Origin of the sequence: Pseudomonas extremorientalis (assembly GCF_024584605.1) — a bacterium.
Lineage (GTDB): Bacteria > Pseudomonadota > Gammaproteobacteria > Pseudomonadales > Pseudomonadaceae > Aquipseudomonas > Aquipseudomonas extremorientalis.
In genome coordinates, this window is the sequence record NZ_CP089519.1 from 4571417 (window position 1) to 4593941 (window position 22525).

General features: G+C 61.4%; 24 protein-coding genes. All 24 read right to left on the reverse strand.

Features of this window, described 5'->3' with window-relative positions:
* Nucleotides 1-26: 26 nt before the first annotated feature.
* The 24 genes from motD to LUU92_RS20590 all read right to left on the reverse strand — a co-directional run bounded on the left by motD (nt 27) and on the right by LUU92_RS20590 (nt 22462).
* Nucleotides 27-914 carry a flagellar motor protein MotD gene (gene motD, locus LUU92_RS20475; protein WP_071489811.1) on the reverse strand — a complete coding sequence of 296 codons (888 nt, stop codon included), beginning with the start codon at nt 912-914 and terminating at the stop codon, nt 27-29.
* 196 nt (nt 915-1110) lie between these two features.
* Nucleotides 1111-1851, reverse strand: a complete 741-nt coding sequence (locus LUU92_RS20480) for a flagellar motor protein (protein ID WP_033900785.1) — start codon at nt 1849-1851, stop codon at nt 1111-1113.
* Complete coding sequence (locus tag LUU92_RS20485) at nt 1851-2981, reverse strand: protein-glutamate methylesterase/protein-glutamine glutaminase (RefSeq protein ID WP_071489813.1); 1131 nt, start codon at nt 2979-2981, stop codon at nt 1851-1853. The genes LUU92_RS20480 and LUU92_RS20485 overlap by 1 nt, the downstream gene beginning before the upstream one ends.
* Before the next feature lie 48 nt (nt 2982-3029).
* The gene (locus LUU92_RS20490) at nt 3030-5231 is read right to left on the reverse strand and encodes a chemotaxis protein CheA (RefSeq protein WP_071489814.1); all 2202 of its coding nucleotides are present in this window, start codon (nt 5229-5231) and stop codon (nt 3030-3032) included.
* An 11-nt stretch (nt 5232-5242) separates the two neighbouring features.
* Nucleotides 5243-6031 carry a protein phosphatase CheZ gene (locus LUU92_RS20495; RefSeq protein WP_058427225.1) on the reverse strand — a complete coding sequence of 263 codons (789 nt, stop codon included), beginning with the start codon at nt 6029-6031 and terminating at the stop codon, nt 5243-5245.
* A gap of 18 nt (nt 6032-6049) precedes the next feature.
* Complete coding sequence (locus LUU92_RS20500) at nt 6050-6424, reverse strand: chemotaxis response regulator CheY (protein WP_015885173.1); 375 nt, start codon at nt 6422-6424, stop codon at nt 6050-6052.
* Nucleotides 6425-6593: 169 nt separating this feature from the next.
* Nucleotides 6594-7334, reverse strand: a complete 741-nt coding sequence (gene fliA / locus LUU92_RS20505) for an RNA polymerase sigma factor FliA (protein ID WP_016976604.1) — start codon at nt 7332-7334, stop codon at nt 6594-6596.
* On the reverse strand, nt 7331-8164 hold the full coding sequence (gene fleN / locus LUU92_RS20510) for a flagellar synthesis regulator FleN (RefSeq protein ID WP_003192912.1): 834 nt from the start codon (nt 8162-8164) through the stop codon (nt 7331-7333). The genes fliA and fleN overlap by 4 nt, the downstream gene beginning before the upstream one ends.
* A 106-nt stretch (nt 8165-8270) precedes the next feature.
* Nucleotides 8271-9587 (reverse strand): flagellar biosynthesis GTPase FlhF, encoded by a 1317-nt coding sequence (flhF, locus tag LUU92_RS20515; protein WP_071489815.1) that lies wholly within the window; start codon nt 9585-9587, stop codon nt 8271-8273.
* Nucleotides 9588-9599: 12 nt separating this feature from the next.
* Complete coding sequence (gene flhA, locus LUU92_RS20520; RefSeq protein ID WP_219731804.1) at nt 9600-11714, reverse strand: flagellar biosynthesis protein FlhA; 2115 nt, start codon at nt 11712-11714, stop codon at nt 9600-9602.
* A gap of 156 nt (nt 11715-11870) precedes the next feature.
* Nucleotides 11871-12074, reverse strand: coding sequence for a cold-shock protein (locus LUU92_RS20525; RefSeq protein WP_071489817.1), 204 nt, complete (start codon nt 12072-12074; stop codon nt 11871-11873).
* 18 nt (nt 12075-12092) lie between these two features.
* Nucleotides 12093-12311, reverse strand: coding sequence for a cold-shock protein (locus LUU92_RS20530; RefSeq protein ID WP_231999521.1), 219 nt, complete (start codon nt 12309-12311; stop codon nt 12093-12095).
* A 133-nt stretch (nt 12312-12444) separates the two neighbouring features.
* On the reverse strand, nt 12445-13581 hold the full coding sequence (gene flhB / locus LUU92_RS20535) for a flagellar biosynthesis protein FlhB (RefSeq protein WP_071489819.1): 1137 nt from the start codon (nt 13579-13581) through the stop codon (nt 12445-12447).
* Between the two features lie 3 nt (nt 13582-13584).
* A complete protein-coding gene (fliR, locus tag LUU92_RS20540) occupies nt 13585-14370 on the reverse strand; it encodes a flagellar biosynthetic protein FliR (protein ID WP_071489820.1) in 786 nt (261 codons plus the stop codon).
* A gap of 4 nt (nt 14371-14374) precedes the next feature.
* Nucleotides 14375-14644 (reverse strand): flagellar biosynthesis protein FliQ, encoded by a 270-nt coding sequence (gene fliQ / locus LUU92_RS20545; RefSeq protein ID WP_010208761.1) that lies wholly within the window; start codon nt 14642-14644, stop codon nt 14375-14377.
* A gap of 4 nt (nt 14645-14648) precedes the next feature.
* Nucleotides 14649-15392, reverse strand: coding sequence for a flagellar type III secretion system pore protein FliP (fliP, locus tag LUU92_RS20550; protein WP_016976565.1), 744 nt, complete (start codon nt 15390-15392; stop codon nt 14649-14651).
* Nucleotides 15392-15835: a flagellar biosynthetic protein FliO gene (gene fliO / locus LUU92_RS20555; protein WP_071489821.1), complete on the reverse strand. Its 444-nt coding sequence runs from the start codon at nt 15833-15835 to the stop codon at nt 15392-15394. Before fliO ends, fliP begins: the two co-directional genes overlap by 1 nt.
* Nucleotide 15836: 1 nt before the next feature.
* Nucleotides 15837-16304, reverse strand: coding sequence for a flagellar motor switch protein FliN (fliN, locus tag LUU92_RS20560; RefSeq protein ID WP_058427232.1), 468 nt, complete (start codon nt 16302-16304; stop codon nt 15837-15839).
* A gap of 42 nt (nt 16305-16346) precedes the next feature.
* Entirely contained in the window at nt 16347-17315 is a 969-nt protein-coding gene (gene fliM / locus LUU92_RS20565; protein ID WP_071489822.1) for a flagellar motor switch protein FliM, read from the reverse strand.
* Between the two features lie 9 nt (nt 17316-17324).
* The gene (gene fliL, locus LUU92_RS20570) at nt 17325-17825 is read right to left on the reverse strand and encodes a flagellar basal body-associated protein FliL (protein ID WP_092243038.1); all 501 of its coding nucleotides are present in this window, start codon (nt 17823-17825) and stop codon (nt 17325-17327) included.
* 209 nt (nt 17826-18034) lie between these two features.
* Complete coding sequence (locus LUU92_RS20575) at nt 18035-19375, reverse strand: flagellar hook-length control protein FliK (RefSeq protein ID WP_222540180.1); 1341 nt, start codon at nt 19373-19375, stop codon at nt 18035-18037.
* Between the two features lie 691 nt (nt 19376-20066).
* Nucleotides 20067-20414 (reverse strand): Hpt domain-containing protein, encoded by a 348-nt coding sequence (locus tag LUU92_RS20580; protein WP_071491278.1) that lies wholly within the window; start codon nt 20412-20414, stop codon nt 20067-20069.
* 30 nt (nt 20415-20444) lie between these two features.
* On the reverse strand, nt 20445-22163 hold the full coding sequence (locus tag LUU92_RS20585) for an ATP-binding SpoIIE family protein phosphatase (protein ID WP_071491279.1): 1719 nt from the start codon (nt 22161-22163) through the stop codon (nt 20445-20447).
* Nucleotides 22160-22462, reverse strand: a complete 303-nt coding sequence (locus LUU92_RS20590; protein WP_058424909.1) for an STAS domain-containing protein — start codon at nt 22460-22462, stop codon at nt 22160-22162. Before LUU92_RS20590 ends, LUU92_RS20585 begins: the two co-directional genes overlap by 4 nt.
* Nucleotides 22463-22525: the final 63 nt, after the last annotated feature.

Below are 22525 nucleotides of genomic sequence, written 5' to 3' on the forward strand. Positions count from 1 at the left end.
AGGCGCGACCGAGACATTGCATGGGGTTATTGAGCCAGCGACGGAGAATTGACGGCACTCTGTCGAACCGGCGGTTTTACCGGGGCCGGTGCAGTTTGTGTGCCAGCCCGCTTCAAGGCCGCATCCGGTGTTGCATTGGCGGTGCCGGTGCCGGTCAGGCTGCGGCGCACATCCAGGTTGCGCGAGACCACCAGCACCACCCGACGGTTACGCGCGCGGCCTTGCGCCGTGGCGTTGTTGGCCACCGGCTGGAACTCACCGTAGCCCACCGACGCCAGGCGTCCAGGGTTGACGCCCTGCATCGCCAGCATCCTGACGATGCTCGCCGCTCGTGCCGACGACAGCTCCCAGTTGGTCGGGTACTGCGCGGTGCTGATCGGAACGTTGTCAGTGAAGCCTTCGACGTGGATCGGGTTCTCGAACGGTTTGAGGATCGCCGCCACTTTGTCGATGATGGTGAATGCCTGGTCGCTGGGCATCGCATCGGCGCTGGCGAACAGCAGGCTGGAGTTCAACTCGATCTCCACCCACAACTCGTTGCCGCGCACCGTCATCTGGTTGGAGCTGATCAAGTCGCCAAACGCGGCACTGATGTCGTCGGCGATGCTTTTCAGCGGGTCGCTGGTGCCGCCCACGCCGGCGGCGGTTTCATCGCTGTCGTTGACCAGCGGCTTGGCCGGGGTCACGGTCTTGGGCCGTTCTTCACCAATAGGGATCGGCTTGAGCGCACGGTCGGCATCGTTGAACACGCCGATCAGCGCCTGGGAAATGACTTTGTACTTGCCTTCGTTGATCGACGAGATGGAGTACATCACCACGAAAAACGCGAACAGCAGGGTGATGAAGTCCGCATAGGACACCAGCCACCGCTCGTGGTTGACGTGTTCTTCAGGCTCGCGACGGCGACGGCTCACAGGCAATTACCTCCCTGCACACAGTACTCACTGCCAACCGGTTCATTGTGGCGAGCGAGCTTGCTCGCGTTGGGCTGCGGAGCAGCCCCAAAACCCGGCACCGCAATCTTTCTGAAAAAACACGGTGCCTGGATCAGGGCCGCTTCGCGCCCCAACGCGAGCAAGCTCGCTCGCCACAAGTAGATACTCATGGTCATCAATCCATGAAGCCCTGGAGCTTCAATTCGATGGAACGCGGGTTCTCGCCCTCGGCGATCGACAGAATGCCTTCGAGCAGCATCTCGCGATAACGCGACTGGCGCATGGCAATCGACTTGAGTTTGCTGGCCACCGGTAACAGCACCAGGTTGGCACTGGCCACGCCGTAGATGGTGGCGACAAACGCCACGGCAATGCCGCTGCCCAGTTGCGAGGGGTCGGCCAGGTTGCCCATCACGTGGATCAGGCCCATCACCGCACCGATGATGCCGATGGTCGGCGCGTAGCCGCCCATGCTTTCGTAGACTTTGGCGGCGTTGATATCGCGGCTTTCCTGGGTGTAGAAATCCACTTCCAGAATGCTGCGGATCGCTTCCGGCTCGGCACCGTCCACCAGCAATTGCAGGCCTTTGCGCGCGTAGCTGTCGGGCTCGGCATCGGCCACGCCTTCCAGGCCCAGCAGACCTTCCTTGCGCGCGGTGAGGCTCCAGTTGACCACGCGGTCGATGCCACCGGGCAGGTCCACGCGTGGCGGGAAAATGATCCATATCAGAATCTGCATGGCGCGCTTGAACGAGCTCATGGGCGATTGCAACAACGCCGCGCCCACGGTGCCGCCGATCACGATCAGCGCCGCCGGGCCGTTGGCCAGGGCGCCGAGGTGCCCGCCCTCGAGGTAGTTGCCGCCGATGATCGCGACAAACGCCATGATGATGCCGATCAGGCTCAGTACATCCATCAGAGGCAGGCCTCCACCAGATGCTTGCCGATGTCGTCCAGGCTGTAGACGGCGTCGGCCAGGTCCGCCTTGACGATGGCCATGGGCATGCCATAGATCACGCAGCTGGCTTCGTCCTGGGCCCAGATGGCACTGCCGCCCTGCTTGAGCAGGCGCGCACCTTCACGGCCGTCGGCGCCCATGCCGGTGAGCACCACCGCCAGAACTTTGTCACCGTAGGACTTGGCTGCCGAACCGAAGGTGATGTCCACGCACGGCTTGTAATTCAGACGTTCGTCGCCCGGCAGGATTTTGATCGCGCCACGGCCGTCGACCATCATCTGCTTGCCACCGGGGGCCAGCAGCGCCAGGCCAGGGCGCAGGATGTCGCCATCCTCGGCTTCCTTGACGCTGATGCGGCACAGCTTGTCCAGGCGCTCGGCGAAAGCCTTGGTGAACGCCGCCGGCATGTGCTGGATCAATACGATCGGCGCCGGGAAGTTGGCCGGCAATTGGGTCAACACGCGTTGCAGCGCAACCGGGCCGCCGGTGGAGGTGCCGATGGCGACCAGCTTGTAGGCCTTGCGCTTGGGTGCGGGCGAATGCGAAGACGCAGGCGCCGCCGTGCGAGCGGGTGCCACCGCAGGCCGTGCCACCGGCGCAGGCGCAGGGCGCGCAAACGACGATGTCGGTGCCGCTGGAGCCGGTGCTGGCGCAGCGGTTGGCGCAGGCGCGCTGAACAGGCTGCGACGGTTACTGCGCGAAATGCTGTGCACTTTCTCGCAGAGCATCTGCTTGACCTTCTCGGGGTTGCGCGAGATGTCTTCGAAATTCTTCGGCAGGAAGTCCACCGCGCCGGCGTCCAGCGCATCCAGGGTGACCCGGGCGCCTTCGTGCGTCAGCGAGGAAAACATCAGGACCGGGGTCGGGCAGCGTTGCATGATGTGCCGGACTGCCGTGATGCCATCCATCATCGGCATCTCGTAGTCCATGGTGATCACGTCCGGTTTCAACGCAATGGCTTGATCAATCGCCTCTTTGCCGTTGGTGGCCGTGCCGACCACCTGGATCGTTGGATCGGCGGAAAGAATTTCCGAGACGCGGCGGCGGAAGAAACCCGAATCGTCCACCACCAGGACCTTGACTGCCATAAACACTCCGTTAGGCGGGGCGGGCACTACCGCCCTGCCCCACCAGAATCAAATACGCCGAGCGGCGTAACGCTTGAGCATGCTCGGAACATCGAGAATCAGCGCGATCCGACCGTCACCGGTGATGGTCGCACCCGACATGCCCGGGGTTCCCTGCAGCATCTTGCCCAAAGGCTTGATGACCACTTCTTCCTGGCCAACCAGTTGGTCGACGACAAAGCCGATGCGCTGGGTGCCCACGGAGAGAATCACCACATGGCCTTCGCGCTGCTCTTCATGCTTGGCCGATGCCACCAGCCAGCGCTTGAGGTAGAACAGGGGCAATGCCTTGTCGCGCACGATCACCACTTCCTGGCCGTCCACCACGTTGGTGCGCGACAGGTCGAGGTGGAAGATTTCGTTGACGTTGACCAGCGGGAAGGCGAACGCCTGGTTGCCCAGCATCACCATCAGGGTCGGCATGATCGCCAGGGTCAACGGCACCTTGATGACGATCTTGGAGCCCTGGCCCTTGGTCGAGTAGATGTTGATCGAGCCGTTGAGCTGGCTGATCTTGGTCTTCACCACGTCCATGCCGACGCCACGGCCGGACACGTCGGAAATCTCGGTCTTGGTCGAGAAGCCCGGGGCGAAGATCAGGTTGTAGCACTCGGTGTCGGTCAGGCGGTCGGCGGCGTCCTTGTCCATCACGCCGCGCTTGACCGCGATGTTGCGCAATATGGTCGGGTCCATGCCTTTGCCGTCGTCAGTGATCGACAGCAGGATGTGGTCGCCCTCTTGCTCGGCGGCCAGGATCACCTTGCCGTTGCGCGACTTGCCCGAGGCTTCGCGCTCTTCCGGGGTTTCCACGCCGTGGTCCACGGCGTTGCGCACCAAGTGGACCAGCGGGTCGGCCAGGGCCTCGACCAGGTTCTTGTCGAGGTCGGTTTCTTCGCCCACCAGTTCCAGGTTGATTTCTTTCTTCAGCTGACGCGCGAGGTCGCGAACCAGGCGCGGGAAGCGCCCGAAGACTTTCTTGATCGGCTGCATCCGCGTTTTCATCACGGCGGTCTGCAGGTCGGCGGTCACCACGTCGAGGTTCGACACGGCCTTTTGCATGGCTTCATCGCCGCTGCTCAGGCCCAGGCGCACCAGGCGGTTACGCACCAGTACCAGTTCGCCGACCATGTTCATGATGTCGTCCAGGCGCGCGGTATCCACCCGCACGGTGGTCTCGGCTTCACTGGCAGGCTTCTCGGCTGCCGGTGCCGGGGCGGCGCGCGCCGGAGCAGGTGCGGCGGCCGGAGCCGGTGCTGGCTTGGCGGCTGGAGCAGGCGCAGCGGCCTTGGCGGCGGCCGGTGCAGCTGTCGCAACCGCAGCGGCCGGGGCCACTTCACTGAACTTGCCCTTGCCGTGCAATTCGTCCAGCAGGGATTCGAACTCGTGATCGGAGATCAGCCCATCGCCCGCAGGAGCGGCACTGGCAGCAGCCGGTGCCGCAGCCGTGGCGGCGACTTCCGGCAAGGCGTCGGCCGCGAAGGTGCCCTTGCCATGCAGTTGGTCGAGCAATGCCTCGAACTCATCGTCGGTAATATCGGTGCTGGCGCTGGCCGCCGGTGCATCCGCAGCCGCAGCGGCGGGTGCCACGGCGTCAGCCGCAAACTGGCCTTTGCCATGCAACTGGTCGAGCAGCGATTCGAACTCAGCGTCGGTGATGTCTTCGCTGGTCGGTGCGGCGACCGGCGCGGCCGGTGCTTGCGCCTCGGCCTTGACGGCACTGAGGGAGTTGAGCAGCTGCTCGAACTCGCTGTCGGTCACATCCGGTTCGGCCTCAACCACAGGCTCCGGCGCGGCTTCAACCACCGGTGCGGCCGACGTGTCGGCAGGCTCCGCATAGCGCGCCAGGGCGGCCAGCAGTTCCGGGGTCGCCGCCGTGATCGGGGCACGCTCACGCACCTCGCTGAACATGCCGTTGACCGCATCCAGTGCTTCGAGAATCACGTCCATCAACTCCGAATCAACGTGACGCTCACCCTTGCGCAGGATGTCGAACACGTTCTCGGCGATGTGGCAGCACTCCACCAGCTCATGGAGCTGGAGGAAGCCGGCGCCCCCTTTTACAGTGTGAAAACCGCGAAAAATTGCATTGAGCAGGTTCGCATCATCCGGTCGGCTTTCCAGCTCGACCAGTTGCTCGGACAACTGCTCTAAAATTTCGCCGGCCTCTACAAGGAAATCCTGAAGGATTTCTTCATCGGCGCCGAAGCTCATGTGGGTGCTCCTTAGAAGCCTAAACTGGATAACAGGTCATCGACATCATCTTGACCCGATACAACGTCTTCACGTTTATCGGCATGAATCTGCGGACCTTCACCCTTGGCGAGATGTTTTTGTGGATCTTTTTCCGAGAGGATCGCTTCGCGGTCATGTTCGATGCCGGCGAAACGGTCAACCTGGCCTGCCATAAGCACCAATTTGAGCAAGTTGCTTTCCACTTCGGTGACCAACTGGGTCACACGCTTGATCACCTGACCGGTGAGGTCCTGGTAATCCTGGGCCAGCAGAATGTCGTTGAGGTTGCTGGAAACCGTACGGTTTTCCTGCTCGCTGCGTGACAGGAAACCGTCGACCCGACGCGCCAACTCGCGAAACTCCTCGGCCCCCACTTCCCGGCGCATAAAGCGGCCCCAGTCGTGGCTCAGGGCCTGGGCCTCAGTGGCCATGCCGTTGACCAGGGGCGTGGCGTTTTCCACCAGGTCCATGGTGCGGTTGGCCGCCGCCTCAGTCAGCCTGACCACATAGGACAGGCGTTCGGTGGCATCGGTGATTTGCGAGATTTCTTCGGCCTGGGGCATGTGCGGGTCAATCTGGAAATTGACGATCGCACTGTGCAGCTCGCGTGTGAGCTTGCCCACTTCCTGGTACAGGCCGCGGTCACGGGTCTGGTTGAGCTCATGGATTAACTGCACCGCGTCGCCGAACTGGCCTCTTTCAAGGCTGTCGACCAACTGGTGAGCATGCTTTTTCAGGGTCGACTCGAAGTCTCCCTGTGACGTTTCTTTATGCTCCATAGCTCCCCCGCGATGGCATTAGCCGTGGATGCGTTCGAAGATTTTTTCGATCTTCTCTTTCAAGGCCAATGCCGTGAATGGCTTGACCACGTAACCGTTGACCCCGGCCTGGGCGGCTTCGATGATCTGCTCACGCTTGGCTTCGGCGGTGACCATCAGCACAGGCAGGCTGCGCAGCTTTTCGTCAGCGCGCACGTGGCGCAGCAAGTCGATACCGGTCATGCCCGGCATGTTCCAGTCCGTTACCAGAAAGTCGATGCTCCCGCTGTTGAGGATCGGAATGGCCGTAATGCCGTCATCCGCCTCGACCGTGTTTGTGAACCCAAGGTCACGCAACAGGTTTTTTATGATCCGCCGCATCGTTGAGAAGTCATCAACGATGAGGATTTTCATGTTCTTGTCCAATTCGACCTCCAAGCAGTCTTAAACGCGCCCAGCACCTGGACGCGCCATTTCAATCAACAGGCATTACACAAAAAGGACTGCCGGGGGCACCACGGGTCGAACCCGCGAAGGCCGGTTGCCCTCGCGGTATCGTCTGCAGTGTCCCCACACTGCCTGTTCAGCGCGCTCGCCACTCTCCCAAACGCCCCCGCAAGCGGGCTGCGCACTGGCTGTGCAACTGGCTGACCCGCGATTCGCTGACACCCAGGACCTCACCGATTTCCTTGAGGTTCAGCTCTTCGTCGTAGTACAGCGCCAACACCAGCCGCTCACGCTCCGGCAAATTGGCAATCGCGTCCGCCAACGCTCCCTGGAAACGCTCATCTTCCAGGTCACGCGATGGCTCCATATGAGCACTCGCGCCGTCCTCGTGCAGCCCTTCATGTTCGCCGTCCTGCAACAGGTCGTCGAAACTGAACAGGCGGCTGCCCAAGGTATCGTTCAAAATCCCGTAGTAATCGTCGAGACTCAATTGGAGTTCGGCCGCAACTTCGTGATCTTTAGCGTCGCGACCGGTTTTTGCTTCAATTGCGCGAATTGCGTCACTGACCATGCGTGTGTTGCGGTGTACCGAACGCGGCGCCCAGTCACCTTTGCGCACTTCATCGAGCATCGCGCCACGGATGCGGATGCCCGCATACGTCTCGAAACTCGCCCCCTTGCTCGCGTCGTATTTGGTCGACACTTCGAGCAGGCCGATCATGCCCGCCTGGATCAGGTCTTCGACCTGCACGCTGGCGGGCAGGCGTGCCAGCAGGTGATAGGCAATGCGCTTGACCAGGGGCGCGTAGCGCTCGATCAACTCGCCCTGGCTGTCACGGGCAGACTTCTTGTAAGCGTTGTAGCCGGTCGCTGTCATAGCACGGGTCCTGCGCTCGTCTGATGCACCAATCGCTCGACGAAAAACTCCAGATGCCCCCGGGGGTTGGCGGGCAACGGCCAGGTATCGACCTTCTGGGCAATAGCCTTGAACGCCAATGCACACTTGGAACGAGGGAATGCTTCGTAGACTGCACGCTGCTTTTGCACAGCCTTGCGCACACACTCGTCGTAGGGAACTGCGCCGACGTATTGTAAGGCGACATCGAGGAAACGATCCGTGACCTTGGTCAACTTGGCGAACAGGTTGCGCCCTTCCTGCGGACTCTGGGCCATGTTGGCCAGGACGCGGAAGCGGTTCATGCCGTAATCACGGTTAAGCAGTTTGATCAGGGCGTAGGCGTCGGTGATCGAGGTGGGTTCATCGCAGACCACCAGCAACACTTCCTGCGCGGCGCGCACGAAGCTGACCACGGATTCGCCGATCCCGGCGGCGGTGTCGATCACCAGCACGTCGAGGTTGTCGCCGATGTCACTGAAGGCCTGGATCAGGCCGGCATGCTGCGCCGGGCTCAGGTGCACCATGCTCTGGGTGCCGGAGGCGGCCGGGACGATGCGGATGCCACCGGGCCCTTGCAGCAGCACATCGCGCAGCTCACAACGGCCCTCGATCACATCGGCAAGGGTGTGCTTGGGCGTCAGCCCCAGCAGAACGTCGACGTTCGCCAACCCCAGGTCAGCATCCAGCAGCATGACGCGACGGCCAAGCTCTGCCAGGGCCAGGGACAAATTCACTGACACGTTAGTTTTTCCGACGCCACCTTTGCCGCCGGTCACCGCGATCACCTGTACGGGATGCATGCTGCCCATTTTATTTCTTTACCTTGTCTTGCTTAGACGCAGGCTACATGGCTTGGCCGCGTGAATCGCTTGCAGACCATCGATGTAGATACTTTTCACGGTGTTCATACCGTCCTCAACCTACCCGCTTCGCCGGGTTGTGGTAGAGGTCGGCGAACATATCGGCCATCGCTTCCTCGCTAGGCTCGTCTTGCATTTGCACGCTGACTGCACGGCTGACCAACTGATGACGGCGCGGCAGATGCAGATCATCCGGAATCCGCGGCCCGTCGGTCAGGTAGGCGACCGGCAATTCATGACTGATGGCCAGGCTCAGCACCTCGCCCAGGCTCGCGGTTTCGTCGAGCTTGGTGAGGATGCAACCGGCCAGGCCGCAGCGCTTGTAACTATGATACGCAGCGGTAAGAACCTGTTTCTGGCTGGTGGTTGCAAGCACCAGGTAATTTTTCGACTTGATGCCACGCCCGGCCAGGCTTTCCAACTGCATGCGCAAGGCCGGGTCGCTGGCTTGCAGGCCGGCGGTATCAATCAGCACCACGCGCTTGCGCAGCAGCGGGTCGAGGGCGTTGGCCAGGGACTGGCCCGGGTCGACATGGGTCACCGGCACATTGAGAATGCGGCCCAGGGTCTTGAGCTGCTCCTGGGCACCAATACGGTAGCTGTCCATGCTCACCAGCGCGATATTCTGAGCGCCGTACTTGAGCACGTAACGGGCGGCCAGCTTGGCCAGGGTGGTGGTCTTGCCCATGCCGGCAGGGCCGACCATGGCGATCACACCGCCCTCTTCCAGAGGTTCGATTTCCGGGGTGGCAATCATCCGCGCCAGATGGGCCAGCAACATGCGCCAGGCCTGGCGAGGCTCTTCGATCTCGGTGGTCAGGGCCAGCAGGTCGCGGGACAATGGGCCGGACAGGCCGATGCGTTGCAGGCGGCGCCACAGGTTGGCCTGTTGCGGTTTGCTGCCTTGCAACTGGTTCCAGGCCAGCGAGCCCAACTGCACTTCGAGCAGTTCACGCAAACCGTTGAGTTCAAAGCGCATCGAATCGAACACGCGCTGGTCAACCGCCGCTGCCGGGGCTGGCGCAGCAGGACGCGGCGGCTCTTTGAAGGTCGGCTCAACCAATGGCTCGGCGGCGGTCAGCGGCAGGCCAGCGAACAACTGACGATTGGTGGTGGCATCGCTGTCGCCACGCATGCTCAGTTCAGCCTGGGCCGAGACGATGCGCGAAGCGGTCTTGCGCAGCTCGTCTTCGAGCTCCATGTTCGGCACGCGCGGCGCCAGGGCCGAAGGGGTGTAATCCAGGGCAGCCGTCAGCTCGACACCGCCGGCAATACGACGGTTGCCGATAATCGCGGCGTCGGCGCCCAGCTCATCACGAACCAGTTTCATGGCCTGACGCATATCGGCGGCGAAAAAACGCTTCACTTGCATAACCCACTACCCTCAGCCGTTGGGCCCTACTGTCGCGACGATAGTCACTTGCTTGTTGTCAGGAATTTCCTGATAAGCCAAAACGTGCAAATTCGGTACTGCCAGGCGCCCAAACCGCGACAACATCGCCCGGACCGGGCCTGCCACCAGCAGGATCACCGGTTGGCCTTGCATTTCCTGGCGTTGCGCGGCGTCGATCAACGAACGCTGCAGCTTCTCGGCCATGCTTGGCTCCAGCAGAACGCCCTCTTCCTGGCCTTGTCCTGCCTTCTGAATACTATTGAGCAATATTTGTTCCAACCTGGGTTCCAAGGTGATCACAGGCAGCTCGGAGTCAAGCCCTACAATGCTTTGCACGATTGCACGCGACAATCCGACGCGCACCGCAGCCACCAGCGCGGCAGTATCTTGACTCTTGGCGGCATTGTTGGCGATAGCCTCGGCAATGCTGCGAATGTCGCGCACCGGCACCTGTTCGGCCAGCAACGCCTGCAATACCTTGAGCAACTGGGACAGCGACAGAATGCCCGGCACCAGCTCTTCGGCGAGTTTTGGCGAGGCTTTGCCGAGCAAACCCATCAATTGCTGGACTTCTTCGTGGCCGATCAGCTCGTGGGAGTGCTTGTACAGGATCTGGTTGAGGTGGGTGGCGACCACGGTGCTGGCGTCCACCACGGTGTAACCCAGGGACTGCGCCTGGCTGCGCTGACTGATTTCGATCCATACCGCGTCCAGGCCAAAAGCCGGATCTTTGGCGGTAATGCCGTTGAGGCTGCCGAACACCTGCCCCGGGTTGATTGCCAGCTCGCGGTCCGGGTAGATCTCGGCTTCCGCCAGGATCACGCCCATCAGGGTCAGGCGGTAGGCGCTGGGCGCCAGGTCAAGGTTGTCGCGGATATGCACGGTGGGCATCAGGAAGCCCAGGTCCTGGGACAGCTTCTTGCGCACGCCCTTGATCCGCGCGAGCAATTGACCACCCTGGTTGCGGTCCACCAGCGGAATGAGGCGGTAGCCGACTTCCAGGCCGATCATGTCGATCGGGGTCACGTCATCCCAGCCCAGCTCCTTGGTTTCCTGGGCGCGGGCCGGGGATGGCAGCAGTTCCTGCTGGCGTGCAATCTCCTGCTGGGCCTGGACCTTGACCGCATTCTGCTTTTTCCAGAACAGGTAGGCCGCACCGCCGGCCAGGGCCGCCATGGTCAGGAACGATACGTGGGGCATGCCCGGCACGATGCCCATGATCGCCATGATGCCCGCCGCCACGGCCAGGGCCTTGGGCGAGGCGAACATCTGCCGGCTGATCTGCTTGCCCATGTCTTCGGAGCCCGAAGCACGGGTCACCATGATCGCCGCTGCTGTGGATAACAACAGTGATGGCAATTGCGCCACTAAACCGTCACCGATGGTCAGCAAGGCGTAGACCTTGCCCGCATCGCCGAAGGTCATGCCGTGTTGGAAGATACCGACGGCCATGCCGCCGATGAGGTTGATGAACAGAATCAGCAGGCCGGCGATGGCGTCACCGCGCACGAATTTGCTGGCACCGTCCATGGAGCCGTAGAACTCGGCTTCCTGTGCCACTTCCAGGCGGCGTGTCTTGGCCTGGTTCTGGTCGATCAGGCCGGCGTTGAGGTCGGCGTCGATCGCCATTTGTTTGCCGGGCATGGCGTCGAGGGTAAACCGCGCGCTCACCTCGGAAATCCGCCCGGCGCCCTTGGTCACCACCACGAAGTTGATGATCATCAGGATCGCGAACACCACGATACCCACCACGTAGTTACCGCCGATCACCACCTCGCCGAAGGCCTGGATCACCTTGCCGGCGGCGGCATGGCCGTCCTGACCGTGGAGCATCACCACGCGGGTGGACGCCACGTTGAGCGCCAGGCGCAACAAGGTCGCCACCAGCAGGATGGTCGGGAACACCGCGAAATCCAGCGGCCGCAAGGCATACACGCAGACCAGCAGCACCACGACGGACAGGGCAATGTTGAAGGTAAAGAACACGTCGAGCAGGAACGGCGGCATCGGCAACATCATCATTGCCAGCATCACCAGCAACAACAACGGCACACCCAGATTGCCCCGCGAGAGGTCAGTCAGGGTGCTGCGTGCCGTGCCGAGCATTTGAGAGCGATCCACCAGTATTCCTCGTGTCCTTTGAAGCAAAGTTTTGACGCGGCTGGGCGTCCTGGAGGCGGTATTGCAAGAAGCCTTCCAACTTTTGCTTTAGAGGGCAGATCGCTCTCGGGCAACTCCTTGAAACGATCAGTGAGGACGAAACTACAAGGGCTTGACGTTATCGGCCTGCGGACCTTTTGGACCTTGAGTGATGCCGTATTCGACTTTTTGATTCTCTGTCAGGCTTTTGAAACCCTCTGTCTGGATAGCCGAAAAATGGACAAAAACATCCGAGCTATTGTCGTCCGGCTTGATAAACCCAAACCCCTTCTCCGCGTTAAACCACTTCACCGTACCTGTTGCCATTGCCGTTCTCCTGACATCTCACTCAAGGACTTGCTGGATGACCCTGACATCGGACGCAAAAACGCCGTCAGGTCGATGGATCTTCTGAAAGACCACCTGCACCCCCACCGCAAGCCGGACGTCCCGCGAACCAATGAGATCCACCGGAACGGCCTCGCCATCCACGACAATCAAACCCTTTCCAGTTTTCCGGTTATAGGATTTGACGATGCCTCTGATAACCCGATTCAAAACCACTCTCCCTGCATCTCGTTTACAGCCTGCGCGCAGTGCATAGGGCAATAGAACCGCGAGCAGCGCGCTTTGGCTACTGTGAAGTCTGACAGGTAGACGACAGTTATCGATGAGTGGTAGGCAGAGCGGGAGTACGTCAGGAATCGCGGCGCAAATCCGGCGGAATCGGCAAATCCTTGAGCGGATCCGGGCGCTTGCCTTTGCCGGCGCGGTATTGGCGAATCTGATAGACATACGCCAGCACCTGAGCCACCGCCAGGTACAACCCGGCGGGAATCTCCTGGTCGAGGTCGGTGGAGTAGAAAATCGACCGCGCCAGCTCCGGCGACTCCAGCAACAGGATGTCGTTGGCCACCGCAATCTCGCGGATCTTCAAGGCGGTAAAGTCGCTGCCCTTGGCCAGCAGCATCGGCGCGCCGCCCTTCTCCGGGTCGTATTTGAGGGCGACGGCATAGTGGGTCGGGTTGGTGATGACCACATCGGCGTCGGGCACCGAGGCCATCATCTTGCGCTGGGACATCTCGCGCTGCAGTTGGCGGATGCGTTGCTTGACCTCGGGGCGCCCTTCCTGGTCCTTGTGCTCGTCGCGCACTTCCTGTTTGGTCATCAACAGTTTCTTGTGGCTTTCCCACAACTGGATCGGCGCATCCACCGCCGCGATGATGATCAGCCCGGCCGCCATCCACAGCGCACTCCAGCCCACCACCTGCACGCTGTGGATGATCGCCGATTCCAGCGGTTCATGGGCAATGAGCAGCAGGTCATCAATGTCGGACGACAGCACCATCAGCGCCACGAACAGGATCAGGATGAACTTGGCCAGTGCCTTGAGTAGCTCCACCAGGGCCTTGGTGGAGAACATGCGCTTGAGCCCGGCGCCAGGGTTCATGCGGCTGAACTTGGGCGCCATGCTGCCGGCAGCGAACAGCCAGCCGCCCAAGGCGACCGGGCCGATCAGTGCGGCGAGCAGCAAGGTGATCAGAATCGGCTGCACCGCCAGGATCGCGATCTTGCCCGAATGCAACAGGTACCGGCCCATGGCGTCGGGATTGAGCAGCACCTCGCGAGGCAAGGCGAAGTTGTGTTTCATCAACTCCATCAGGTCCAGCGCCAGGCCGCCGCCGTAGATGAGCAACGCGCCGGCACCGGCCATCATGGTGGCGACGGTATTGAGCTCTTTTGAGCGGGCAATCTCACCCTTTTCCCGGGAGTCCTTTTTACGTTTCTCCGTGGGGTCTTCTGTTTTGTCCTGACCACTCTCGCTCTCAGCCATGGCTCAGCGCGCCCGTGCCAGATCACGTAAGAACTGCAAGGCGTCGGTCGCCAGCGGTTGATACTGATTGAGAATGTCGGCCAGGCCGATCCAGAAAATCCCCATGCCCAATACCAGGGTCAACGGGAAACCAATCGAGAAGATGTTCAATTGCGGCGCCGCACGGGTCATCACCCCAAAGGCGATGTTGACCACCAGCAACGCGGTGATTGCCGGCAACACCAGCAACAGCGAAGCCCCCAATACCCAGCCGAGCCGCCCGACCACCTCCCAGAAGTGATTGACCACCAGCCCAGACCCCACCGGCAAGGTGATAAAGCTTTCGGTCATCACCTCAAAGGCCACCAGGTGGCCGTTCATGGCCAGGAACAGCAAGGTCACCAGCATGGTCAGGAATTGCCCGATCACCGCCGCCGACACACCGTTGGTAGGGTCGACCATAGAGGCGAAGCCCATGCCCATCTGGATCGAGATGATTTGCCCGGCGATCACAAAGGCCTGGAAGAACAGCGTCAGGGAAAAGCCCATCAGCGCGCCGATCAGGATCTGCTCGGCAATCAGCAGCAACGCACTGAGGTCGATGGCATTGACCGGCGGCATCGGCGGCAGCCCGGGCACGATCACCACGGTAATCGCCACCGCAAAGTACAGGCGCACGCGCCGTGGGACGAGTGTGGTGCCGAACACCGGCATGGCCATGAGCATGGCCGTGACCCGGAACAGCGGCAGGATGAAAGACGCCACCCAGGTGCTGATCTGGGTGTCGGTCAACGCCAGCAAGGACTGCATCGGGTCAGCCGATCAACTGCGGAATACTGCCGTACAACTGCAGGATATATTCCATGAAGGTCTGCACCAGCCACGGGCCGGCCACGATCAGGGTGACCAGCATCACCAGCAGGCGCGGCAGGAAGCTCAAGGTCTGTTCGTTGATCTGGGTCGCCGCCTGGAACATCGCCACCAGCAGGCCGACCAACAGGCTCGGCACCACCAGCACGGCGACCATCACGGTGGTCAGCCACAATGCTTCACGGAACAGGTCGACGGCGACTTCTGGCGTCATCGCGCTATACCCCGCCGAAACTGCCGGCCAGGGTGCCGATAATCAGCGCCCAGCCGTCCACCAGCACAAACAGCATGATCTTGAACGGCAGCGAGATGATCAGTGGCGACAGCATCATCATACCCATGGCCATCAGTACGCTCGCCACCACCAGGTCGATGATCAGGAACGGGATAAAGATCATGAAGCCGATCTGGAACGCGGTCTTCAACTCCGACGTGACGAACGCCGGCACCAGGATGGTCAGCGGCGCCTGGTCCGGGGTGGCGATGTCGGTGCGCTTGGACAGGCGCATGAACAACTCAAGGTCGCTGGAGCGGGTCTGCGACAGCATGAAATCCTTGATCGGACCCTGGGCCTTGTCGATCGCATCCTGGGCGGTCATTTTCTCCGCCAGGTAGGGTTGCAAGGCTTGCTGGTTTACCTTGTCGAACACCGGCGCCATGATGAACAGCGTCAGGAACAGGGCCATGCCGGTGAGGATCTGGTTCGACGGCGTCTGCTGCAGGCCCAGTGCCTGGCGCAGGATCGAGAACACGATGATGATCCGCGTGAAGCTGGTCATCAGCATGACAAACGCCGGGATAAAGCTCAGCGCGGTCATGATCAGCAGGATCTGCAGGCTGACCGAATACTCCTGCGCGCCCGCCGCGTTGGTCCCCAGCGTAATGGCCGGGATCGACAACGGATCGGCGCCGAACGCCAATGGCGCGGCCAGCAACAGCATGAGCGTCAATAAAACGCGCATTACTTCTTATCCTTCTGATCCTTGCCCAGCAACTCCATCAGGCGCTGGGCGAATTCTGGCGTGGCGGACTGGCCCTGATCCACGCTCACCGGGGTCTTGAGCACGTGCAACGGGGTGATGCGGCCGGGGGTGATACCCAGCAGGATCTGTTCCTCGCCCACCTGCACCAGCACCAGCCGATCACGCGGGCCGAGGGCGCGCGAACCGATCATCTCGATCACCTGGCCGTTGCCCGGCCCTACGCGCTGCACGCGGCGCATCAGCCAGGCCAGCACGAAAATCAGCCCGACCACCAGCAACAGGCCCAGCACCAGCTGGGTCAATTGTCCGCCGATACCGCTGCTCACCACCGGTGCGGCCGCCGCCGTCGCTTGCGCGGCCGGCTCAGCCGCGAGGGCGCTCAATGGCAGCGCCAGAAACAGTCCCGCCATCGAATACTTCATATCAGCGCAACTTCTTGATGCGTTCGCTCGGGCTGATCACGTCGGTCAGGCGGATGCCGAACTTTTCGTTGACCACCACCACTTCGCCGTGGGCGATCAGGGTGCCGTTGACCAGCACGTCCAGCGGCTCGCCGGCCAGGCGGTCAAGCTCGATCACCGAACCCTGGTTGAGTTGCAGCAAGTTGCGGATGTTGATTTCGGTGCTGCCGACTTCCATGGAAATCGACACCGGAATGTCGAGGATCACATCCAGGTTCGGGCCATCGAGGGACACCGGCTCGTTGTTTTTCGGCACGCTGCCGAATTCTTCCATGGGCAGGCGGTTGCCGGCCGGAGCGGTGGCGGCGTCAGCGGCCAGCAACGCGTCGATATCGTCCTGGCCAACATCGCCGGTTTCTTCCAGGGCAGCCGCCCATTCGTCAGCCAGGGCCTGGTCTTCGGCGGAAGTGTTTTCGTGTTCGGTAGCCATTACATGTCCTCGGCGGAGCAAACATTCATAAATAGGGGTGCATCAACGACGGGTGATCGGCTCGACCACCTGCAGCGCCAGGTTGCCCTTGTGGGAACCGAGCTTGACCTTGAATGACGGCACGCCGTTGGCGCGCATGATCATTTCTTCCGGCAGTTCGACGGGGATGATATCCCCCGGCTGCATGTGCAAAATATCGCGCAGGCGCAGTTGCCGACGGGCCACGGTGGCGCTCAACGGTACGTCGACGTCCAGCAGGTCCTCGCGCAAGGCCTTGACCCAACGTTCGTCCTGGTCGTCCAGGTCGGACTGGAAACCGGCGTCGAGCATCTCGCGCACCGGTTCGATCATCGAGTACGGCATGGTCACGTGCAGGTCGCCGCCACCACCATCGAGTTCGATGTGGAAGGTCGACACCACAATGGCTTCGCTGGGGCCGACGATGTTGGCCATGGCCGGGTTCACTTCGGAGTTGATGTACTCGAAGTTGACTTCCATGATCGCCTGCCAGGCTTCCTTCAAATCGATGAAGGCCTGCTCCAGCACCATGCGCACCACCCGCAACTCGGTGGGGGTGAACTCACGGCCTTCGATCTTGGCATGGCGGCCGTCGCCGCCGAAGAAGTTGTCCACCAGCTTGAACACCAGCTTGGCGTCGAGGATGAACAGCGCGGTGCCGCGCAGTGGCTTGATCTTGACCAGGTTGAGGCTGGTGGGCACGTACAGCGAGTGCACGTACTCGCCGAACTTCATCACCTGCACGCCGCCCACCGCCACGTCCGCCGAACGACGCAGCATGTTGAACATGCTGATGCGGGTATAGCGGGCAAAACGTTCGTTGATCATCTCCAGGGTCGGCATGCGTCCACGGACGATGCGATCCTGGCTGGTGAGGTCATAACTTTTGACGCTGCCGGGCTCGGCAGCCATTTCGGTCTGTACCAGACCATCGTCGACGCCATGCAGCAGCGCGTCGATTTCATCCTGGGACAGCAGGTCTTGCACGGCCATGTCGTGATCCTACTGCAATACGAAGTTAGTGAAGAGCGCCTGCTCGACCACGACTTTGCCGAGCTCCTTCTGGGCCACTTCCTGCACGCTGGCCGTGACTTTCTGGCGCAGCATTTCCTGGCCCACCGGGGTGGCGAGTGTGTCGAAGCTCTGGCTGGAGAACAGCATGACGAGGTTGTTGCGGATCACGGGCATGTGCACCTTGAGGGCGTCCAGGTCCGAAGCGTTACGCGCCAGCAAGGTGATGCTCACCTGCAGGTAGCGTTGACGACCGTTCTGATTGAAGTTGGCGACAAAGGCCGGAAGCATCGGCTCGAAGATTGCCGGTTGCTTGACGTTAGTGGCGGTTTCGGCGGCGGGTGCCGGCTTGCTGGCACTGCTGTGCATGATGTACCAGGTGCCACCCACCGAGGCGCCGATAGCCAGGAGCAGGCCCAGGACTATCAACAGGATAAGCTTGAGCTTGCCTTTGCCTGCGGGTGCTTTTGCTGCGTCTTCGCTCTTCGCCATGCCAATAATCCGTCACTATTCGGGGATTCATAGATCTACGGAGAGGCAAGAGCAAGTGTTATGCCAGAGTTGTCTGGAAGTCGAGGAGGTACGGGCGCAGCAAATCAAATTGTGGGAGGGGGCTTGCCCCCGATAGCGGTGTATCAGTCACCCATGTTTCAGCTGAAACACCCTCATGGGGGCAAGCCCCCTCCCACATTTCGTCCGGATCACGCGTAGTAGTCGACCGCACTGGAGCCGATTACGGTTGAGGTGACCGGCGTCACGGCTTCAGCCACATCAAGGTGGTTGCCGCTGTCGCCATTGTCACCACCGCGCCCGCCGCTACCGCTCACACCACGGGTCTGGGCCTGCTGCTGTTGTTGCTCCTGCCCACGGGACTGGTCCGACACGTTCACGTCCACCTGGCCCATGCCCTGCTGGGCAAACATCTCCCGCAAGCGCCCGGACTGGCTTTCCAACGCTTCACGTACCACCGGGTGGGCGCTCATGAAGTTGACCTGGGCCTGTTGGTCGGCGGTCATGTTGACCTTGATATCCAGGCGGCCAAGCTCAGCGGGTTGCAACTGGATCTCCGCCGACTTGAGGTTGGCGCTGGACAGGTACATCACCCGGTTGACGATTTCATCGGTCCAGCCGCTCTGGTGCATGGCCAATGGCGCATTGGTCACCGGTGGCAAGGCGTTGGCGGTTTTCGGCGTGGCCGCCTGGGTCAACGCGGCGAGGCGGTTGGCGAAGTCATCGACACGGGTGTCGCTGCTGGCGTTCTTCAGGTCCTTGAGACCGTCTTCGATCAACCCGCTGAAGGCCTTGTCGCCACCCTGGTCGGTGCTGTCCTTGGTGGCTTGCTGGTCGACCATATTGGCCAGGCCGGCGGCGAAATTCTGTGCGGCAGTGGGTTGATCCTGAGTCGGTGCCGGAGCGGTTTTTGCCTGGGCCTGGCTGCTGGCCGATACGTGACCGCCCTGCTCCATCGCCAGGCGCACGGCGGGCATGGCATCCAGGGGATCTGCTTCAGGATCGAAAGCCGGCTTGGCTTCCTCGGTCGCTGCGACCGGCGCAGCAACCACCGGCTGAGCCTTGTCATCCTTGGTCGTGGTCGCGGGCGCAGGTGTTTCAACCGGCACCGGCACGGCTACCGGGGTGACGGTGGCAATCAGTGCCGGGTCGACCACCGGGTCAGCCGGAGGTTGCTGCACCAAGGCAGGGTCGGCTGGCGCGTCGTCATCCTTGCTCGCGCTGTCGTCGGTTTTGGCCGGCGGCGTGGCAGGCAAGGTATTGCCGCTATCGGCAACGGCTGGCGTGCTGGCGGCAGGCTTGTCATTGCCCGCTGCAGGCTTGGCGCTGGCATCGGACGACTTGGTTGCGGTGGGTTTGGCCGAGCTGTCGTCGGTCTTGACCGTGGGCTTGGACGCCTGGCTGGCAAACACTTGAGCGAAGCCAGGGCCCTTGTCCCGTGGGTCCGCAGCCACTGCCGATGGGTTGGCAGAGGGCGCTTGAGGCTTGGCCGCGGGGGCAGCCTGAAGGAGCGAATTCGGGGCGACTGGCATAGGTAAAGGTCTCCACTGCATGGGGGTCGGGGATGCAGTATTGAGAGGTAGAGCAAGAGTTGGGCCAGGTTTGGGGGCGGTTGGTTTTATTGAGTACATATCCGTTTTTTAGGTAACGGCCACTTAGGGTTCCGCCCTTACGGCGGCTCACTTTGGAAAAGCCCCAAAGTAAGCAAAGGGCTCTTGCCCCAACACTCGGCACCTCGCCTAGGCTCGGTGTGCCCGTAATCCGACAGTGATTTGGGGGGCCGCCTAAGATCAAAATCAAAAGCAAAGCGCGGCGGCCGAATAGCCGACCGAATCGTTGAAGCGTACGCGCTCCCCTGTAGGAGCAGGGCTTGCCCGCGAAGGTCGTTAACCATAACGCGGGAAGCCAGGATAAACGCGGCGCGCTCACTGGTTCTAGGGCTGCTTCGCAGCCCAACGCGGGGCAAGCCCGCTCGCCACAGTAAGTCGGTTACACAGAACAAAAAACGTATCTACGATGCGCAGCGAGTCGCTCTTGCTTTTGATCTTCGGCGCCCCGTCAAACACGCTGGCCGAACGCAGGCTTGAGGGAACACTGAGCCTAGGCGAGGTGCCGAGTGTTGGGGCGAAGGCCTTTTGGTTACTTTTGGGCCTTTCCAAAAGTGACCCGCCGTAAGGGCGGAACCCTAAGCCGCCGTTACATAAAAAACGGATATGTACTCAATCACATCTGAAACCGCTGCCGCTCCGACTCATACAAAGGCTTCACCAACGCAAACTCCCGATCAATCTGATCCACCAACTCCCCCAGATCCCCAACCACAGGCCCAACGGACTCAACCTCCAACCGCTGACACAACTGCGCCAACCTCACCGCCCCAAGGTTCCCACTGCTGCCCTTGAAACTATGCGCAATCCGCCCCAACGCCTTCGCATCATCCCTGGCCTTGCGCAGCGCTTCGACGCGCTTCTGGGAATCATCAAGAAAGGTATCAAGCAACTTGGGATACTCGCCTTCCATGACTTCCTGCAAACCCGACAGCACCTCCGGGTCCAGATGTAGATCAACCACTTGCTCGCTCCTTGATCAAGAATCGGCGGATTATGCCAGAGCCTCCCAGGAAAACTCCACGCAGACACTGCGCCCGCCATCCGACCAGCGTACATCGCTGCTCAATTGGCGCACCAGGCTCAAGCCCCGGCCGGACAGACGGTCGATATCCAACGGCCGCGCCAGCACCTGTTCCACATCGAAACCGGGGCCGCTGTCCTCGACGCGCAGGGTCATCCTGCCACCCGCCTCCGTCGGTACCACCTGCACATGCACCCGTATATAGCCGCTGTTGAGTTGTGCCAGGCGGTCATTACGCAGACGGTAATACTCGGCAAACCCCTGGGCGTCACGCTTGAGCCGTGAATCCAGGCCCAGCACGCCATGCTCCAGCGCATTGGAATACAGCTCCGCCATCACGCTGTACAGCGCCCCGCTCTGCTCGCGCAGGCCGTGGATCTCCAGCAGCAGTTGCAGCAGGTACGGCAATGGGTTGTAACGCTTCAAGGTCTCTGCACGGAATTCGAAACTCACCGACCAATCCAGCGGACAAGACTGCCCACTGTCGGCATACAACGGTCCGCTCGCACGCAGTTGCTGGTCGACTTGCAGGGTGATCTCCACCATGCTCACGTCATCCCGCGCTTTGCCTCGGAAGGCCGCCAGCGCCTGTTCGATATCTTCAAACAGCCGATCAGGCTCGCGGTTGGCGGCGAACACCTGCTGCAAACGTTCAGCGCCAAACAGCTGCTCATTGGCGTCAGCGGTATCCAGCACGCCATCGGACAACAGGAACACCCGGTCACCCAGGGCCATGGGCCAGACCTCGGTGCGATCATCAAAGGCTTGCGCCGACAGCACACCCAACGGCAAATGCCGCGACTCCAGTGGCGTGCGTTTACCCGTGGCGATTTCATGCACATAGCCTTCGGGCATGCCGCCGTTCCACACCTCCACCACCCGCCGCTGCGTGCTCAGGCACAACAGGGTGGCGCAGCAGAACATGTCCACCGGCAGGATGCGCTTGAGCTTGGCGTTCATCTCCCGCAGGGTCTGTGCCAGGCCGTAGCCCTTGGCGGTCATGCCGTAGAACACTTCTGCCAGGGGCATGGCCCCCACCGCCGCCGGCAGGCCATGGCCGGTGAAGTCACCGAGCAGCACGTGCATGTCGCCGGACGGGGTGTAGGCAGCCAACAGCAAATCGCCGTTGAACAACGCGTAGGGCGATTGCAGGTAGCGAATATTCGGCGCGGCGTTGATACAACCGGAATGGGCAACCTTGTCGAACACCGCCTTGGCCACCCGCTGCTCATGCAGGAGGTAATCGTGGTGTTTGGCGATCAGGTCGCGTTGCTGCAAGACCGTTGCCTGCAACCGACGCAGGCGGTCCATGGCATTGATCTTCGCCGCGAGAATCAGCTGGTTGTAGGGCTTGGGCAGGAAGTCATCACCACCGGCATCCAGGCACTGGGCCAGCGCTTCGCTCTCGCGCAGGGAGGTGAGGAAAATCAGCGGCACCAGCTCTTCACCCGCCAATTGCTTGATCCGACGCGCCGCCTCAAAACCGTCCATCACCGGCATCAGCGCATCCATCAACACCAACTGCGGTCTCTCACGGGTAAACACCGCGACCGCTTCAGCACCGTTGGTGGCCGTGAGCACCTGGTGGCCCTGGCGTCGGATGATGGTCGACAGCAACAGCAGGTCGGCGGCGCTGTCTTCGGCGATCAGGATCGTCAGCGGCTCAAGGACCGGGGCCAGGACGCTCAACTGATGTCGAACAGTTTGTCGAAGTTGGAGATACCAAGGATCTTGCGCACATCCGAATTGCTGTTGATCACCCGGATATCGGCGTCATCGCCGGCATGATCGCGCAGCAGCAACAGCATGCCGAGGGCGGAGCTGTCGAGGTAGGTCGTCTCTTTCAAGTCCACGACGTAGGTAGTGGGCACCTTGTAGAAACGCTCGTAGGCGTCACGAAACGCTTGATGGCTGCCGAAATCAAACCGGCCCTTGACCGCGATCGTCAACTTATTCCCATCCAGGGATACTTCTGACTCGACTGACATGTGACTGCTTCCTTGTCATTGGCAATGACACAAGGTTTAGCAGGTGCAGGGGATGTGGGCAAC